Source organism: Colidextribacter sp. OB.20 (assembly GCF_009911595.1).
GTDB lineage: Bacteria > Bacillota > Clostridia > Oscillospirales > Oscillospiraceae > Lawsonibacter.
The window spans coordinates 1-17,059 of the sequence record NZ_QWKG01000043.1; the positions used below are offsets into that span (position 1 = coordinate 1).

A 17,059-nucleotide genomic window follows, 5' to 3' on the forward strand; every position below is an offset into this window, starting at 1 on the left:
AATTCGATGATTCTTAAATCCAACCCGAACCGCCAGACTACATAAAACGTCTGGCGGTTCCGCATTTGACGCTTACAAGGAAACGCTAAATTAACGCCTGATGCAAAGGAACTGGACGCACTCTCCGAGCTTCACAAGGCGTTAGGTGACTATACCCGTATCAGGATTTTGTGGCTCCTGATGAAACGGGAATGGTGCGTCAGTGAACTGGCAGTGGAAATGAAAATGACGGAATCGGCCATATCACATCAGCTTCGTGTTCTGCGGAGCGCCCGGTTGGTGATTGGGCATAAGGTAGGAAAGAATGTGTTTTACAGTCTGGCCGATGAACATGTCAGATGGATTTTGGAAAAGACCTACGATCATATATCGGAACAATAGGACTGCTAAAAAACGGGTGCATGAGGATATTCCCCAATGCACCCGCCCGCAGGATTCGTTTACAGCTTTTCGTAGGAAACCAGTTCGCTTACCGGGATGCGCGTCTGGCTGTGCCGCTCCGGGTCAGCGAAGTTCTCACCAGCGTAGCCGATAGCCAGAATGTTGACCGGCTCCAGGTTGGCGGGGAGGTCAAACTCTTTGCTCAACACATCCGGCTCGAAGTAGCACACCCATACGCTGCCCAGGCCCAGCTCCGTGGCCTGGAGCATCATGTGGTCGGTCAGGATGGACGTGTCAATGTCCCCGGTCTGTTTCTGGTCGAAGGGCCGCACCCACGCCTTGTTGTGGTCTGCACAGACGATGATGGCCAGGGGCGCGCCATAGATGCCAGCGGCCTTGCCGATCTTCGCCAGCCCTTCCTCGCTCTGAACAACGATCAGGTGAACCGGCTGAAGGTTGGCGGCGGTGGGGGCCACATGAGCGGCCTCCAGAATCTTCTCCAGCTTTTCCGGCTCCACCTTCTGATCGGTGTAGCTGCGGATGGAGCAGCGGGTCTTTGCAATCGTGATAAAATCCATGATAGATTTCCTCCAATTTGATTTGATGGCTGGCCTGCCAGGGCAACCACCTGATATGATTTTAACACAATCAGGACGGCCCGCAAGATTGCACTTTTTCGGTAGATACTTCCCAAAAGGTAAGCCCTTTTCTAAATCGACGCACTATGATATACTTGCCGTGAGGTGATTCCATGAAACAGCAGCAATTTAACTGCCCTGTTGAGGCAACACTGTCACTGATTGGCGGGAAATATAAACCGCTTATCCTCTGGCATCTGGTGGACTGCCCGCTGCACTATATGGAGTTGCAGCGGAGGATTCCCAGCGCAACGCCCAAAATGCTCTCCCAGCAGCTCCGCGATTTGGAGGACAGTGGCATGGTACATAGAGAAGTGATCCCGGAGAAACCGCCCAAGACGGTGTACTCTCTGACGGCGTTTGGTGAAAGCATTATCCCGGTGATAGACGCTATGTGTCGGTGGGGAACTTCCTATATGGATGGTCTGGATGTTCAGTCTCCATGTTGTAGCGCAGGGGCATGATAAAGGGGACATAGCTGCCTGTTGAGCGGCTATGTCCCCTTTTCGCTATATCAGATTTGTGACTGCCGGATATAATTGCACAGCACCGCAAAATCAATGTTGGGATTCTCCCTAAAAATCTTCTGCATACTTTCCTCCGCCTGCCGGTGTAGGGCGGGCTTTTTCAAATCGTCCAGCAGGAAGAAAATATTCAGCCGCCTGCCAACCGTAAACAGGAGTTTTTCATCTGGCGGGAGTTGTAAAAAGCGTTCAATCACAGAAAGCATTTGCGCCTTGTCCGTCTGTAAATTGCCGCGCACTTCCAAAAGCAAATTGATGATATGCTCGTTTATATAGAAACTGTCCATTGGCTGAAGCTGTTGCAAAAAGGATTTTTGCTCTACTACAATTTCTTCCTCCGATTGCAGCGTGAATGAGCCGTTTCGGACGAACTCGCCTAACTTCGATTCCGGCTTGATTCCAGTGGCATGGACACGGATATAGTCGGGCCGGATGATGTTCAGCGCCTCGGCGGTAGCGGCGGCATTTTTTTCGGACAGTTCTTTGCCGCCGATACCCAGCAGAATAAACTCGGACAATATCATACCGGCCTCTTTTGCCATGCAGCCGCTTTCTACCACCGTGTCAGCTTGAAAGCCCTTGTTAATAAGTTTCAATATCTGATCGGAGCCGGTTTCCATCCCGCAGTACAGATGATTCAAGCCAGCTTGCCGTAGGGCCTGCAATTCGGATAAAGTCTTGCGGGTGATACTGTCGGCGCGGGCATAAGTCGTGATGTATTGCAGATTGGGGAAATAGCGGTTGAGGGCGTCCAATATGCGGAGCAGATAGTCAGTTTTCAGCACCAGTGCATCACCGTCCTGCAAGAAACAGGATGTGAAATTTTTCCCTTTGTAAAGCTGGGCCTGCTTTGCAATATCTTCTATGGTTTCCTCAATGGGCCGCATGGAAAACTGCATGGATTTGTAAAGGCCGCAGAAATAGCATTTGTTCCAATGGCATCCCCGTGTGACCCGAATCAGCAGGCTGTTACTTTCAGAGGGTGGGCGAATCGGCCCGATTTCTATGTTGTTCATAGGAGTATATCCTTTCTTTGTACTCACAACAAGAATACCATCTTGCTCAGAATGAAACAAGAACGCACTTTTTGGATAGGTACTTCCTCAAACGATAGTCCTATTATTAGGTTTTCATAGAAGGGAATTTGTGCTATCATAAATAAAATGCGAAAAAAGTGAGGACCATCCCATGTCAAAAAAGAAGTCAGGCCGTCCGCATGGGCATTACTGCAAAATCTGCGGTGAGTACAAAGCCAACGAAAAATTTTCCGGCAGAGGCCATGCCACGCATATCTGCAAAGCCTGTTCCCGTCTCTCCGCCGCAGAGAAAGCCGAGACGCAGACGATAACCCGCCTCACAAATTTCCCAATGGGCCGTTTGAGCGCCAATGACAAAGCGTGGTTGGAGAACCGCCTGCACGATCATCGCCCGGAGGTTGCGGAGCTGGCGCGGGAGGTCTATAACATCCATTTCCCTTATGCCGAACGCAACACAAGGAAAAAGCAGCTTATCATCAACACACTGGCCTTTGAAATCCATACAGAAGTTTTTGATGTCTACGGCGATGAGCTGCCAGTCAACAGACGCTTTACCGCCAACCGCATCAGCCGCATCCTTACCATGACCGACTTCGACGGTGACGGCGTGGAGCAGTCCATGACGCTGGACGGCAAAAAAATGTCCACGCTCCTGCGCTGGGCCGTACATAGTCTGGAAATCTTCATGTGGCCGGAGGACTACGATCTTATCCCATCCCGCAACAGCATCCCGCCATATTTTGATTTATTGCCAGAGTATTGGCCGGACGAGGATGAAGAAGCTGACGAGGATTTTTTGGATGAAGATGTGCCGGAGGGAGAAATCTGCTGGCGGGTGCAGATAGAATACGCCAATCATACCACGCAGGAGATCGTTTCCTATCAGGATTATCTGATGGACCGGCCAGAGGAATTGTATCTGGCGTTGTTGGAGTATTTTGAGCCAGAAACCGATGATTTTGACGAGGAATACGCTGAAAACGCCCCTCTGGAGTAGAGAACGGGAGATGGGGAAAAACGGGGGTTGGAGAAACCGGCAAGCAGGGCATGATGGTCCCATCATGCGAAAAATGAACATCCCGCCTCCCGGCGGGACGTTCATTTTGCTTGTTGGTGGCAGCGCCCCCAAGCCCCCTTGAACAGCCCCGTGCCGGGGCTGGCTGCGCGTTCCTGCGGAACGCTTTTTGTCGGGCCTTCGGCCCTCCGGGATGATGGAAACGGTCAGCGTTCTTCCTGGCGTTCCACTTCCATATCCGTTTCCGATTTGTCATAGCCCATCAAGCGGTCCACGTTAGCCTTGACTGTCAACAGCTCCTTCATCTCGTCCCTTGCCCTGCGGTAATCAGAATAGGCGGATTTTTTCTCAGCCAAAAGCGCAGCATACTCCGCTTGCAAACTCTTGACCGTGGGGAGTTTTTTCAGCCCCAGCCCGTCAAACGCTTTCTTTGCCGCCTGATGCAGCAGTATCTCGCTCTCATGCTCGGCCTTGAATTTTTTCGAGTACCCGGCCTTGCGGTAGGCCACATACACATCGCGGGTCTTGGAGTAGTTGATGATGTGCGTTTTCAACACGGCGATCTCGGCCATGCGCCGCTCTGCCGCCTTGATTTTTTCAGACAGGCCGTTGTAACGCTCGGTGGCCGCAGCCGCTTTTGCCGCGAGGTCGGCATAGTCCAACAGTCCATGCCCCGTCAGATAATTCATGGTCTGCGCCATCTGTTTTAAGTTGAACACGCTGGCCCACCGCGCATAACCCGCGCCCTTTCCATCCCGGAGTTTGGCCTGGATGTCCACCAGCAGATTGACCTTCGGCGGATCTGCGCGGTGGACCTTTTTGGGGCTGGGCGTGTGCGTCCGCTCCCCGGAGAGGACGGCCAGCAAAGCGGAAATATCGTACTCCGCGCCCAAGCTGTCCCCATCCAGCCGGACGAAATTTTTCTGTCCCGGCGCTCTTAGCCGGATAAATTTTCCCCGTGGCGATACCTCAATGCCTGCCTCTCCCAGCAGCTTCAGCAGCTCGTCCAGGTCAGCGGGCTTTTTTGCGAGGGCATCATCTATCGCCATGCGAAGCCGGTCCCGGTGGCAGGGCGGCTTACTGCCCAGCCACTTGTTGTAGCTCTTGCCCCGGCGCTTGGGATTGGCCACAATAGAGTATCCGGTTTCGATACAAATGGTATCGTTCAGCCGCCGTACCGCCCTCCCGGAACCGAGAAAGTCCCGGAATTTTCGGGTACAGTCCAGGGTTGTGGAGTTCCAAATGATGTGGTTATGGATATGTGCTTTGTCAATGTGGGTGCAGACAATAAAAGCGTGGTTGCCTTTGGTGAAGCGCCGCGCCAGCTCACAGCCCAGGCGGTTGGCCTCCTCTGGGGTGATCTCGCCAGGAACAAAGGACTGCCGGATGGTATAGGCAATCACATCATCGGCCCCGCGCCGCCTGCCGGTCTTGGCGAGGTACTGCCGCTTGGAGAACAGAAACTCCGCGTCCGCAATCCGGCTGTCGCATTGGTAGCTGGAGATCAGCCTGCCGCCGTCCGTTTTTTCTGGATTCTCCACATAGTCGATGATGTCTTGAATGGCCTTGCCCACAGTCCGGCCCTTGCCTATGTGCAGAGGCATAATGCGGGTGGTTGCCATTGGCGGTCCCTCCCTTCAAAAGAAACGGCCCGCGATTGGCGGACCGTTTTAGACTGTATATTCAGTTTTCACCGCACCGTTCGGCCATCGCCTCACCCATGCGCCGAATATCCACATCCTCAGAGGGCAGAAGCTCCCGCTTGTAGCCTCCGGTGAGATTGTACCCCTGGTATTCCTCGTACCGGGAGCGCAGCACATCCCGCAGATGCTCCGGGGTTTGGCACAGCCGGGAAGTCACCCACTCGCTGTCCTTTTTCCTGCTGTCCCAATCCACCACCAGATAGCCTTGGCTGGAAGTCAGCACCTCACAGGCTTTATCCTCGGCCAGATAGTCCCGGAATACAGCTAATACTTTTTCATAGGTCATAATGAACACCTCTTAAATTTGGTTTGATACCAGCATAGCGGCATGGACGATTTTTTGCAAGGATGCGGCCCTGCCGCTCATTTTTTATTTGCCTGCATTGGAAACTGAAAAATGATTTTCTGCTTGCGCTTTGCAAAGTCCAGTGTTTTCGCCGCCCCACCCCACCCATGCGTGACGCCGGAGATCACCACATCGCTTTCCTGGACCATCCACTCGTTTCTCCTGACAATGGCGTAACGGGGCGGCACATTCTCCAACGGCGGGTAGGTGGTGCTGTCATAGCGGGAAAGGTCAGCGTCCCGGTTGAGGTAGGCCAGCACCAGGACCGCTTCAATGCTGGGATAGGTGGCCTTTTGCCGTCTCACCGCCGCCGCTGCCAAACTGTCAAAGTCTCCGTAGCCGCCGAGATAAAATGTGGCCGCGCCGCCCTCAATCAGCGATGGGAGTATTATATCCAACCATTTGGAGATTTCACAAGTCTGATATATTTTGCTGTGTCCGCAAAAGGTTACGATCATCCACATCGCCTCCCATTTCTTTATATACTCCGCAGAAAAGACTATATAAAGTCTTTCTTATTATAAATCACTTCTCCCTAAAAGTCCATATAAAGTCTGCCTAGTGCTGTGAAGGTGGGTAAACTAAAATAGACTTTTTATGGACGGGAGGGACGCAAATGGATACGCGAAAACAAGTATCATTGCGTATTCAGCAGCTTTGTGCCGCACATGGATATAATATCAATTCACTGGCAAGAAAAGCTGGCATCCCGCCCACAACGCTGAAAAATATCATATACGGCAACAGCCATAACCCTGGCATCATCACAATTAAACTTCTTTGTGATGGACTTGGAATTTCTCTTTACGAGTTTTTTGATACGGATTCATTCAAAAATGTTGAATTGGAAGATATAGATTAGTAATGGACAGCCAGAACAGTTCCCGGCTGTCCATTTGTCATTGGAGCTTCGCCAACGAGGATAAAATTTTCTGCGTCGCATCCCACAGGCCGTCATAGCTTTGCCGAAGCTCGTCCAGGTCGGCGTCATAGAACCGGCCCGTCTCATGTACCCGGCGCGTAAGCTGATTGAGGTTATTGCTGGACCGCCGCAGCAGGGAGACCATCTCCCGCAGCTCCGGCAGTTCCAGATTTATCACAAGACCGTCAATCGCCATTTTTCGGAGGTATGCCGCCATGTTGCTGGTGCCGAGCTGAGCCATCTTCTGCTCAATCAACGCCCGTTCCTCCGGCGTGACGCGGAATTTTAGCTGTACCTCCCGCTCTAAATTCGCCATGCCTACCGCTCCTGGTCCTTGGCCTTACTCTTGGCGGACGGCTTGGGCGTATCGGCGGTGGGCTGCTCCTGTAACTTCTTCCGCACCGAGGGTCTGCGCAGGATCAGCTTTTGAAAGCGGTCCTCATCCTTGGAGATTAGCGCAAACGTCCCTTTGCGGCCCTCCAGCCCGGAGAGAGAAAGGGTCTGGAAGGGCAGCATCGCCATAAGGCGGTCCGTGTCCTTAGTTCCAGCCCTTGCCAGGAAGTCGGGGGAGACCTGGACCATGTAATGGGTCCCGTTGGGACTGTTCGGCTCCTGGGCAGCTTGGAATCGTTCCAGGATATAAGCAGCCTCCGCCTTAATGTCAGCCGCTTTGAGGGGCTGTCTCAACAGATGTTCATGCCGTGCGCTGCTCACGAACATATCCAAAAGACCAGGGTGAGTTTGTGTGATAAGGTAGGAAGTGTCCCGTTTTCCTCTTTCAAAAACGATGGGGATAGTCTGCGCCCACTTCTTGTTGGCTTGGGAGACGCGCCCATCCGTCCCTTGGGTCTGCACCGTGTTGGCCAGCACATAGAACATCCGCTCATAGCCAAACTGCTTCACCACCTCCTGCACCGCCGCCTGTGTATCAAGGCGGTTGTCATGGTAGTGGCTGGCGATGGCCGTTTCAATCGCCTTTTTGCAGGCGATATTGGCATGGTTGGAGGCACGGTGCTGTTCTTCCTCGCCATGATTATATGCGTACTCGAAAGATTCCTTGTAAATCGGGGTCTTATCCATCTTGACCGCCTCCTTTTTGGGCTTTGCAGAAGATTTCTGACGCGAAGCAGACTTTTGCTGTGCCAGCTCCTGGAGGTCCTTCCGCACCAGATCAATGAACAGGTCCACCTTGGCAGGGTGGCTTTCCAGAGTACAACTCCCCCGGCCACTGGCGATTCCATACAGCGGAACGGTGCTGGCCCAGCTTGCGTTGTGGCCGGAGAATCGGTTATCAATATTCATCTCCTGGAGTGTATAGGCCAGAATGAATGTCACCCGCTCTGGACCAAACTGTTTTAGAACACGTTTGGCAGAATCCTTGGCAAAATTCATCCCATCCCAATTATCAAAGATGGCATCGTCAATGGCACACTTGCACTCGGCAAGCGTTTTGAACGATGCCCGATACTGCTCTAACTCCCCGTTTTCCCGTGCGTAAGTGACGGGGTATGGGTAAATGGGCGCTTTGTTCATGTTGATTTCTCCATTCTATATTAGATTTGTTGTGGTATAACGAAAAGGAGCAAAGTCAGGCGGAGATCACCCCGCCTGACGTTCCCTGTTACCGCTCCTGGCGGTAGTCTTTCGGCTTGTCCGTTTTCTGTTTGGGCGGCACAGGCCGTTTCAGCCCCTCCAGCACCGAGGGGCGGGCATCCTTGGCCAGCAGCCGCTCCCCAACCGGGGCAGGCCCATCCTCTATCCCCAACTGCGCGTTCAGTTCTGCCAGCCGCTCACTTTTCTGCTGAAGCTCTGCCTCCTGGGGGAAGGGCTTGCCGATCTCGCCTTGAATCTCTTTCATCTGCTGGTGGAGATTGTCAAGCTGGGAGTGCAGCGCCGTTACCCGGTCCGGCATTTTATTCAAAGCATGGTCGATGCGGAGAAGATTACCCAAAACATCATCCCCCAATTCGGCCCGGTGGCTCATCTGGCCTTTGAGGGTCAGGACGATGGTGCGCCCGAAGTCCTCCACAGACAAAGCCATAGAAAAGCCGCGATAAGTTCCGATCTCGACAGGCTCCCCCGGCTTGATGCCCTTGCGGATTTCCGCGATCAGGGCCTTGCCCGCCTCGATTTTGTCCGTAAATGTCTGGTCTCCGATCACCATACCGGCGAACCCCTGCTTGACCTCCACGGCGGCGGTCTCTGCGGCAGGGGCGGCTGGGGTATCAGCGGCAGGCGCGTCCGGCTGTTCCCCGTCCGCCTGGGGCGGGGCGGCGGGCTTTACCGGCACCATTGGATGAGGATGCTCTGTCAGCGTTTTCATGTCGGCCTCCAGCCCCGCAATAAAGCCCTCGTTTTCCTTGATTTTCTCAGGGAACCGTTTCAGAAGATCGTCCTCCATCCGATACTGATGGCTCTGGTGGTCCGATTTCAGCAGACGCAGACGGGCCACGTCAATGTCCAGGTCCATCTTCTCCTTTATCAGCGGATTTCCCGCACACAGGGCCTTGATCTCCGCATAGGAGAGGGCGGTCTCGTCCACGTCCTCGCAGGAGCGCACCGGGGATTTTGAGGTCATAATCTGCGAAATGAATTTCTGCTTATTCTCCACCGTCTGCCAGAGGTAGGAATCGAACGTCCCCTCCGTGACATAGCGGTAGATGTGTACCGTGGGATTCTTGTTGCCCTGGCGGACAATGCGGCCCTTGCGCTGCTCCAAATCTCCCGGCCTCCAAGGACAGTCCAGGTCATGCAGAGCAATCAGCCGGTCCTGGACGTTCATGCCAGCGCCCATTTTGAAGGTGCTGCCCATGAGTACCCGTACCCGCCCGGAACGGACCTTTGCGAACAGCTCCTTCTTTTTGGCGTCGGTATTGGCGTCATGGATGAAAGCGATCTCCCGCTTCGGGATGCCCATAGCGATGAGCTTGCTGCGGATGTCCTCATAGACGGAAAAGGGCGCGTCCGGCTTGATGTCCTCCAGCAGATTGCCCAGGGCGTGCAAATCTGTCCCGCCCGCCACCTTGTTTCCCGCCGCCATCGCGGTTTTGTCCCGCTTGGCGGCGGCAGCGGCCTTTGGGGTAGACAGGTCGCAGAAAATGAGCTGGGTCAGCTTGTCCGCCTGCCCGTCCTCCCAAATGCGGAACACATTTTCCACACACATATTGACCTTACTGCCCGGATTGTCGGGAAAAAGCGGGTTAATCAGCCTCTGGTCGAGGCCCAGCTTGCGCCCATCGCTGGTAATCTTCAGCATATTGTCGATTTTGGGGTTTACCTGTCCCGTATGGACGGCGGCGGCGCGGTCAGATAATTCCCGGACCAACTGCTTCTGTTCCTCTGAGGGCAGGGCCTTTTCTGTGTGATATTCCACCTCCGGCACGGGGAGATGGAGCTGATCGGCGGTCTTGATGTCGGCGGTCTCGCGGAACATGGCCATCAGCTCCGGCAGATTGTAGAATCTGGCAAAGCGCGTCCGGGGGCGGTATTTCCCCTCCGGGGCCAACTCTACCTTCGTCACTGTTTCACCAAAAATGGAGGCCCAGCTATCAAAGTGGGTCAGACTGTAATGCTTTCCCCGGCTGTCGGTGAATCCCTTTTCCAAAAGGTCCTGCTGTAAATACCGCTGCATGGTAAATAACTCGGTCATGGAGTTGCTGACCGGGGTGCCTGTGGCGAATACCACGCCGCGCCCGCCGGTGATCTCGTCCATGTAGCGGCATTTCAGCAGCATATCGCTGGACTTCTGCGCATCGGTGGTGGAAAGCCCCGCCACGTTCCGCATTTTCGTGTAGAGGAACAAATTTTTGTACGAATGTGCTTCATCAATAAAGAGGCGGTCCACGCCAAGCTGCTCAAAGGTCACGGAGCTGTCCTTCCGGCTGGTGTTGTTGAGCTTTTCCAGACGGGCCTCCAGGGAACGCTTTGTGCGCTCCAACTGCTTGACGCTGAATCTCTCCGCGCCGCTGTCCTCCAATTCCTCAATGCCCTGTTCAATCTCCAGAATCTGGTCCTGGAGCAACTGCTCCCGCCGCTCATAGGAAACGGGGAGGCGTTCAAACTGCGAGTGTCCCATGATGATCGCGTCATAATTCCCGGTGGCGATTCGGGAACAGAACTTCTTGCGGTTCCTGCCCTCAAAGTCCTTTTTGGAGGCAACGAGGATATTGGCGGTGGGGTACAGCCGCAGGAACTCGCTGGCCCACTGTTCAATCAGATGATTGGGAACGGCAAAAAGGGATTTCTGACACAGCCCCAGGCGCTTGCTCTCCATCGCGGCGGCAGTCATTTCAAAGGTCTTGCCCGCTCCGACCTCATGGGCCAGCAGGGTATTGTTGCCGTACAGCACATGGGCGATGGCGTTGAGCTGATGCTCCCGCAGGGTGATCTCCGGGTTGATGCCGCCGAACACGATATGCCGCCCGTCATACTCGCGGGGCCGGATGGAGTTGAACAGCTCATTGTACTGCTTCACCAGGGTCTGCCGCCGCTGGGTGTCTTTCCAAATCCAATCCCGGAAAGCATCCTTGATGGCCTGCTGCTTCTGCTGGGCCAGAGTGGTGGCGTTGTGGTTCAGAACGCGGCGTTCCTTGCCGTCCGGGTCCTTGATGGTGTCATAGATTCGCACATCGCGGAGGTTCAAAGTGTCCTCCAGGATGTGATAGGCATTGAGCCGGTCCGTGCCATAGGTGGTGTTGGCGGCAACATCATAGCCAGTCACAGTGTTTTTGCTGGTGATGTTCCATTCCCCGGTATATTCCGAGAAATTCACATGGATTTTTTTCTTCTGCACCGGCGGCGTTTTGAACAGCTCATACATGAACTGCTGAACATACCGCTTATCCAGCCAGGTAGCCCCCAGGCGAAGGTCGATCTCCGAGGCGGTCAGGTCCTTGGGCTGGGCGGTCTCCAGCGCCTCCAGATTGGGACGCAGCCGGTACTTCTCCCCGTCAGGCAGAGCATCATACATCGCTTTGGCGATGCGTAGCTTCTGCCGCACGTTCCCGGAAAGGTATTCATCGGCGGCAACGAGGGGGAAACTGTTCAGATCAACGGAGGACCAGTCTTTCCGGCTGGGGTCTCCCTGGCACTGAATATCCCGGAAGATCACGCCGGACAGCTCCGATTCCAATTCTTCCTCTGTTTTCCCGGAGAGCTGGGCCATATAGGGCATATCCACCCGCGCTTTTTCCCCGATGGAGACAGCCAGGGCTTCACTGGCGGTGTCCACATGAGTGACCGCCCTGTGGGGCTTGATGGTCCGCTTGGTGAACATATCCGCTTTGCGTTCCAGCCGCCCGTCATTGTCCAGAACCTCCAACGAGCAGAGCAGATAATAGGAGCTGTCCGCAGAAAAGGCCAGCGCGTTTTCCCGGCTGTTGAGCAGGCCGTATTTTTTGGAGAAAGCGTCATACAGACTGTTGAGGGCCTGCCGCTCCTTTTGGACGGAGATTTCATCGGCGTCCTCCATCTGAAGGTTTATCAGCCGATGCACACAGTCCCGCAGTTCCACCATGCCCTTGACGCGGGCCTTGGCTGTGGCGCTCAAATCAGGCTTTGCCATCATGGAGGTTTCCCGATAGTACACCTCTCCGTCAATAATGCCGAAGGAATATCGTTCGATACCTGGGTCCGCCGGAATCAGGGAATCCGTTTCGATTTCCTCATCCAGTTCGGACAGCTCCACCCGCTTAATCTCGCCGTGGATGTGGGACAGGGCGGCGCGGAGCTGCTGGGCAAAGTCCTGGTCTTTCCGGGGCTTACACGCCAACTGCGGTCCATAGGGGCCGGAGGTGATCTCCAAATCGCCCAGCACCATTTCGGGGTGGGTCTGGAAATAGCGGTTCATACTTACGAAGCCGGGGCGTTCCTCGCCGACCTGCCCGATATAGGTGTGGCGCTCAATGACCTCCGCCTCCACCCATTCCGGCAAAGGCTCATTCTCCCGCAGGGGAATTTCCCGCTTTTGGAGGAACATGATGGACATGGAGGTTTCCGTCCCGGCGTTGGCCTGGAACACACCGTCCGGCAGGCGGACCGCGCCCAGCAGATCACAGCGCCGGGCAATATACCGTCGCGCCCGGTCATCCTTTTTGTCCATTGTGCCGCCGCTGATGCCGTTGGAGGTGATAAACGCGATCACGCCGCCTGCCCGGACCTTATCAATGGTTTTGGCAAAGAAATAGTCATGGATCAGAAGCCTCTCCCGGTCATACCGCTGGTCCACCACGGGATAATTGCCAAAGGGTACGTTACCAATAGCGATGTCGAAAAAGCTGTCCGGGAAGTCTGTTTTTTCGTAGCCGCGTACTGTGATCCGGGCTTTGGGGTAGAGCTGCTGGGCGATACGCCCGGTGATGCTGTCCAGCTCCACGCCGTACAGCTTGGACGCGGCCATGTTCTCCGGCAGCAGGCCGAAGAAATTTCCCACGCCGCAGGACGGCTCCAGAATGTTTCCCTTTTCAAAGCCCATGTTCCCGATGGCCTCATAGATGGCCTTGATGACCAGGGGGCTGGTGTAATGGGCATTGAGGGTGGATGCCCGCGCTGATTTGTATTCGCTGTCCGTCAGCAGGCTTTTCAGCTCCTGATACTCGGCGGACCACTCGGCCTTGTCCGGGTCAAAGGCATCGGGGATGCCGCCCCAGCCCACATAGCGGGAAAGGACTTCCTGCTCTGCTTCGGTGGCGGACCGGCCCTCATCCTCAATCTGCTTCAAGGTGCGGATGGCCTCCACATTCATGCGGTACTTGGCTCGCTGGCCGCCTACACCCAAGTTGTCATCGGTGATGCGGAAATTTTCAGTGGCAGCGTCCTGTTCAGCGGCGGGGGCCTGTTCCGGCTGCGCGTGTTCCGGCTCGTCAAAATGTAGGGTCTGAACAACAACATCATAGGGCAGGCCGTTCTTATCGCCGGGATAGATCGTCGCGGGTCCCGGAACTGCCGTGGGGCCGGGGGTCTCCGGCTGTTCTGCCGGGGGCGGCGCTGGCGGGACCGGGACCTCTGCGGCGGGGGCCTCCGGGGTAAACAGGGCGGCGTTGCGCACATCATGGCGAACTGCGTCCTCGAAAAAGTCTTTGGTAACAGTCTGATGGCTCCAGGCATAAGGGCCGGTATGAATGATAACATCCAAATCGCCGATACCCTCAATGGTTCCGCTGACATCGTGATCGCCGTAGGCAAAGGCAACCTTGTCCCCCACCTGATAGTGGAGCTGGCCTGTCAGCTCCACACTCTCCCGCTGGACCGGCTTATGGGAAAAACCGTCCAGCTCTTGTAGCCAGAGGGCGCGGAGGATAGGCGCGACAGCCTCCCAGGACAGGGACTGCTTTGTGCCGAATTTGTCCTGGATTTCCACCGCCATACTGATCGTGGAAGTAAAATAGTCCGCTATGTCCCCGGTTTCCAGTGTTACCGTCTCGGCGCGGCTGGCGAAAGCAAGGGACAGCCGCTGGGCAATTCCCCGGTTGTTCTCGCCAGAGCGCAGCCAGCCGGAAATGTAGCCCTTGTCCCGGTCTGTCAGAAGATGCTTTGTCAGCACTTCCCGGAAATCATCGTTGACGCGGCTCATATCGGCGGGCAGATAGCTGGTAATTCGGCCATTCCGCGTGTCCAGATGCAGCAGCCGTTCAAAATTCTGCTTGTTTTCAGTCCGCAGGAGTGGTATCGGCAGGGACGGGTCCCGGAGCTGCACGTCAAATATGCCGATTTCCTCAATTTCAAAGGCTGTATTTTGTAGATAGACTATATCGCCGGGTTTGTAAGGCGGGGCCAGAGGGTCGTGGGGCGGCTGGTCCGCCGCGCCGATGACCTCCTGGATGGTCTGCCGGTCCTCATCAGAAACGGTGATGTCAACCTCATGGGCGGTGTCTCCGCTCCCGATGGTGATGGTGTCCCCCTCGCGGGTAACGGGCCGGTCAGAAAGGTCCGGGGGCAGCGCCGCCGTCTGTTCCCGCTCTGCGGCCTGCTGCAAAACGGGAACAATATCACGATATTTTTCATTTTGACGGAGGTAGTCCAGCAGTCCGCCGTAGCCATCGCCTACATCCTGACGGCCCCAAACCCTTACGCCATCCGGCAAAACAATGACGAACGAAACCTTGTCATAGCCGGAAAATTCATCAAACTCCGGGTCTTTGGATTCAATCCATCTTTGTTCTGTCCCATATTTTTTAATGGCAGCTTTTTTGCCTGCTACACGCTTATCATCCGCCTGCTTCATCAGACGGTCAAATTCGTGGACAGAATAGATTTTGTCGGCCTTAAAAACACCCGTTTCGCTGAACTCACAACAAACATACGGCGGTACTGCGGGGATGCCCCTGTCCAGCAATTCACGGATAACAACGGACGCGACCTCATCTTCCTCATAGTAGCACCATCCATATTCAGTTCCGCCAGCGGCTAAGGTTTCGGGCGAAAGCAGTTTTTTTGCATCCGTTTCCCGTATCATAATTCCGCCATGACGGGCGGTGCTGACTTCATACACACCGTCTGCAAACTCATCGCTCATCTGCACTTTGCCCCAGGGAGAATGATCGCCTATCTCTGTCCCCCAGGGCGGCGTTTCTTCCTCATACCCTGTTGTATCGGGCATCGCATGGGGCGGGGCGGTTTGCTGCTCCTGCTGGGGCTGGGTGAGGGCGGCATAGGTTTCGTCCACAATTTCCCGATGCAGCCGGTAGCGGAAGTCGGGCATATCGTGATACAGACGCATAAACTCCGGCTCTGTAATGGTGAGTGCCGCCCGTTTGACTGCCGCATCGCCCTCAATAATCGCATTTTCCCGGTCCGAATTTTTGCAGGCGTTTTGATAGGCCACATCTGCCAGCACCAAATCCCGGATGATAGGTTTATAGCGGTTATAGGTCTCCCGGATGGTAGGCGCGGTGCTGGAATCCTGCCCCGCCAGCCGTTCCGCATCGGCCACGACCTGTTCCACAAACTCGGAGGGGCTGTCCTGTTCCAGATGCTCCCGGATGGCGGCGGCGTCTATGTCCTCAAAATTGTCCAGTTCCTTCTCGGTGAAAAATCTGTCCTCCTTCACCAGACGAGCAAGGCGGCGCTGTACTTTTGTCCAGGGCAGATCGGTGGCCGCGCCTTCTACCGTAACAGGAAACGCAGGGAGACTATCGCCGTACTCATTTTTCAGCCACTCCGCCGTGTCCCGGTCCCGGGCATGGCCGGTCATGTACTGCTGGACCCGGCGCTTGCTGGCAATATCACCGTTCCACTCCTGGAGGGCGGCGTCAATATCTTCCTGGGTGACTTCACGGGACGTGGAGGCGGGAATGGGCACGGATTGTTCCGGGGCCTCCGCTTCCGCTTTACGGGCGTTCATGGCCTCATGTTCCACAGAGAGATAGGAGACCACGAGACGTTTCCCGTCCTGCTCAATGCTGGAGACCGTTACATCGTGCCTATCCCGGAGGCGATGCACATACTCGCCCAGCTTATGGCCGGGGATGCCGCACATGGCCACACGCCCGATGCCGGGAAGATTGTGCTGCGTCAGCATCAAACCCAACTCAACGGAGACAACACGCGCATCCGGCCCGAACATTTCAAAGGAATCTCCTATCTGATACAACACAATATTTCCTGGATGGGCTTCTTTAAGTGCGTTGTAGTCCGTCTGGAAATCTGTGCTGCCCAGCACAGAAGCAAGCGGTTCCATTTCCGGGGCTGATGCCGTTTGCGTCTGCTCCGGGTGCGTTTGCCGGTATTGCTCCAATTCCTCCGGGGTCAGGTATCGGCCTTCTTCAATCAACTGCCGCAGCCGTTTTTCAGCGTCAGACCAGGATATAGTGACTTCCGCAGTCTCTTTGTCCTCGCCGTTTTTCTGTATTGTGATGCCAACATCAGGGCGATAATCCACCCATCCCTGTGTCCCATCCGGCAGCTTATGCCCTGCGGCAACACGGCCAAACGCTGCACTGACCGCGCCCACCGTGTCCTCAACGCTCAAATTCTGCTGATAGATTTCATAAATCCGCAGATTTTGGAAATGAAGCGGCGCTTCAAATCGGAGCTGTGCGTCGATGTCAGCCTGGGTGATCTCCAGGGCTGGGAGCTGTTCCAAGTGGTCGCTCTGGTACTTCTCCAATTCCTCCGGCGTAAGGTAACTGCCCTCCTGGATGAGCTGGCGAATACGTTTTTCCACAGCGGGCCACTTCACCGTAACTTCCGTCCTTGGATGGTAGCGCACCAATCTCAACCCGGTGTCAGGGCGGTAATCAGTGATACCCGATGCGCCATCCAGGAATGTATGATTGCCGCCGGAATATCCATATTCCTGTTTGAGCGCAGCAACCGCGTCTTTGGCAGAAATGTTCCGCTGATACATGGTGAAAATCCGCAGCCTGCCCGAATACTGCCGCAGAATCGTGTCAATTTCTGCCTGGGAAATGGAAGAAGCAGAGGGCGCGTCCGCGCTCTCTGCTTCTCGAATGGTCTCCATCTGCTCCCGCTGGGACGGGATTTCCGGGGGCATA

The 17,059-nt window shown here is 55.2% G+C and carries 11 protein-coding genes and 1 pseudogene; 4 read left to right on the forward strand and 8 right to left on the reverse strand.

The annotated features are described in order from the left end of the window. The first annotated feature begins 111 nt into the window (after positions 1-111). The gene (locus tag D1641_RS11420; RefSeq protein ID WP_160665833.1) at positions 112-381 is read left to right on the forward strand and encodes a metalloregulator ArsR/SmtB family transcription factor; all 270 of its coding nucleotides are present in this window, start codon (positions 112-114) and stop codon (positions 379-381) included. Between the two features lie 59 nt (positions 382-440). On the opposite strand, the gene D1641_RS11425 is transcribed toward D1641_RS11420, so the two are convergent. Further along, on the reverse strand, positions 441-959 hold the full coding sequence (locus D1641_RS11425; RefSeq protein ID WP_160665783.1) for a nitroreductase family protein: 519 nt from the start codon (positions 957-959) through the stop codon (positions 441-443). 173 nt (positions 960-1,132) lie between these two features. On the opposite strand from D1641_RS11425, the gene D1641_RS11430 reads away from it, so the two are divergent. Continuing rightward, positions 1,133-1,483 carry a helix-turn-helix domain-containing protein gene (locus D1641_RS11430; RefSeq protein ID WP_160665785.1) on the forward strand — a complete coding sequence of 117 codons (351 nt, stop codon included), beginning with the start codon at positions 1,133-1,135 and terminating at the stop codon, positions 1,481-1,483. Between the two features lie 50 nt (positions 1,484-1,533). Here D1641_RS11430 and D1641_RS11435 read toward each other — a convergent pair whose 3' ends face one another. Next, positions 1,534-2,559 carry a radical SAM protein gene (locus D1641_RS11435; protein ID WP_160665787.1) on the reverse strand — a complete coding sequence of 342 codons (1,026 nt, stop codon included), beginning with the start codon at positions 2,557-2,559 and terminating at the stop codon, positions 1,534-1,536. Positions 2,560-2,731: 172 nt separating this feature from the next. Between D1641_RS11435 and D1641_RS11440 the strand changes: the two genes are divergently transcribed. Next, entirely contained in the window at positions 2,732-3,577 is an 846-nt protein-coding gene (locus tag D1641_RS11440) for a hypothetical protein (RefSeq protein WP_160665789.1), read from the forward strand. Positions 3,578-3,801: 224 nt separating this feature from the next. On the opposite strand, the gene D1641_RS11445 is transcribed toward D1641_RS11440, so the two are convergent. The 3 genes from D1641_RS11445 to D1641_RS11455 all read right to left on the reverse strand — a co-directional run bounded on the left by D1641_RS11445 (position 3,802) and on the right by D1641_RS11455 (position 6,102). Continuing rightward, the gene (locus D1641_RS11445) at positions 3,802-5,217 is read right to left on the reverse strand and encodes a relaxase/mobilization nuclease domain-containing protein (RefSeq protein ID WP_160665791.1); all 1,416 of its coding nucleotides are present in this window, start codon (positions 5,215-5,217) and stop codon (positions 3,802-3,804) included. A gap of 61 nt (positions 5,218-5,278) precedes the next feature. Next, positions 5,279-5,584: a hypothetical protein gene (locus D1641_RS11450; protein ID WP_160665793.1), complete on the reverse strand. Its 306-nt coding sequence runs from the start codon at positions 5,582-5,584 to the stop codon at positions 5,279-5,281. A gap of 77 nt (positions 5,585-5,661) precedes the next feature. After that, positions 5,662-6,102, reverse strand: a complete 441-nt coding sequence (locus tag D1641_RS11455; RefSeq protein ID WP_160665795.1) for a hypothetical protein — start codon at positions 6,100-6,102, stop codon at positions 5,662-5,664. 158 nt (positions 6,103-6,260) lie between these two features. Here D1641_RS11455 and D1641_RS11460 point away from each other — a divergent pair, with 158 nt between their 5' ends. Continuing rightward, complete coding sequence (locus tag D1641_RS11460) at positions 6,261-6,506, forward strand: helix-turn-helix transcriptional regulator (RefSeq protein WP_160636449.1); 246 nt, start codon at positions 6,261-6,263, stop codon at positions 6,504-6,506. A gap of 37 nt (positions 6,507-6,543) precedes the next feature. On the opposite strand, the gene mobC is transcribed toward D1641_RS11460, so the two are convergent. From mobC to D1641_RS11475, 3 genes and pseudogenes are all read right to left on the reverse strand, one after another. Further along, a complete protein-coding gene (mobC, locus tag D1641_RS11465; protein ID WP_160665797.1) occupies positions 6,544-6,882 on the reverse strand; it encodes a plasmid mobilization relaxosome protein MobC in 339 nt (112 codons plus the stop codon). Positions 6,883-6,884: 2 nt separating this feature from the next. Then, complete coding sequence (locus D1641_RS11470; protein ID WP_160665799.1) at positions 6,885-8,099, reverse strand: DUF3849 domain-containing protein; 1,215 nt, start codon at positions 8,097-8,099, stop codon at positions 6,885-6,887. Between the two features lie 760 nt (positions 8,100-8,859). Beyond that, positions 8,860-17,058: pseudogene (locus D1641_RS11475) on the reverse strand (LPD25 domain-containing protein); the annotation flags it as partial. Position 17,059 lies beyond the last annotated feature (1 nt).

What these genes read in the sequence shown, in the direction of transcription:
- D1641_RS11425 (WP_160665783.1), bottom strand. Translation starts at nt 959, where the DNA reads ATGGATTTTATCACGATTGCAAAGACCCGCTGCTCCATCCGCAGCTAC.
- D1641_RS11430 (WP_160665785.1), top strand. Translation starts at nt 1,133, where the DNA reads ATGAAACAGCAGCAATTTAACTGCCCTGTTGAGGCAACACTGTCACTG.
- D1641_RS11435 (WP_160665787.1), bottom strand. Translation starts at nt 2,559, where the DNA reads ATGAACAACATAGAAATCGGGCCGATTCGCCCACCCTCTGAAAGTAAC.
- D1641_RS11440 (WP_160665789.1), top strand. Translation starts at nt 2,732, where the DNA reads ATGTCAAAAAAGAAGTCAGGCCGTCCGCATGGGCATTACTGCAAAATC.
- D1641_RS11445 (WP_160665791.1), bottom strand. Translation starts at nt 5,217, where the DNA reads ATGGCAACCACCCGCATTATGCCTCTGCACATAGGCAAGGGCCGGACT.
- D1641_RS11450 (WP_160665793.1), bottom strand. Translation starts at nt 5,584, where the DNA reads ATGACCTATGAAAAAGTATTAGCTGTATTCCGGGACTATCTGGCCGAG.
- D1641_RS11455 (WP_160665795.1), bottom strand. Translation starts at nt 6,102, where the DNA reads ATGATCGTAACCTTTTGCGGACACAGCAAAATATATCAGACTTGTGAA.
- D1641_RS11460 (WP_160636449.1), top strand. Translation starts at nt 6,261, where the DNA reads ATGGATACGCGAAAACAAGTATCATTGCGTATTCAGCAGCTTTGTGCC.
- mobC (WP_160665797.1), bottom strand. Translation starts at nt 6,882, where the DNA reads ATGGCGAATTTAGAGCGGGAGGTACAGCTAAAATTCCGCGTCACGCCG.
- D1641_RS11470 (WP_160665799.1), bottom strand. Translation starts at nt 8,099, where the DNA reads ATGAACAAAGCGCCCATTTACCCATACCCCGTCACTTACGCACGGGAA.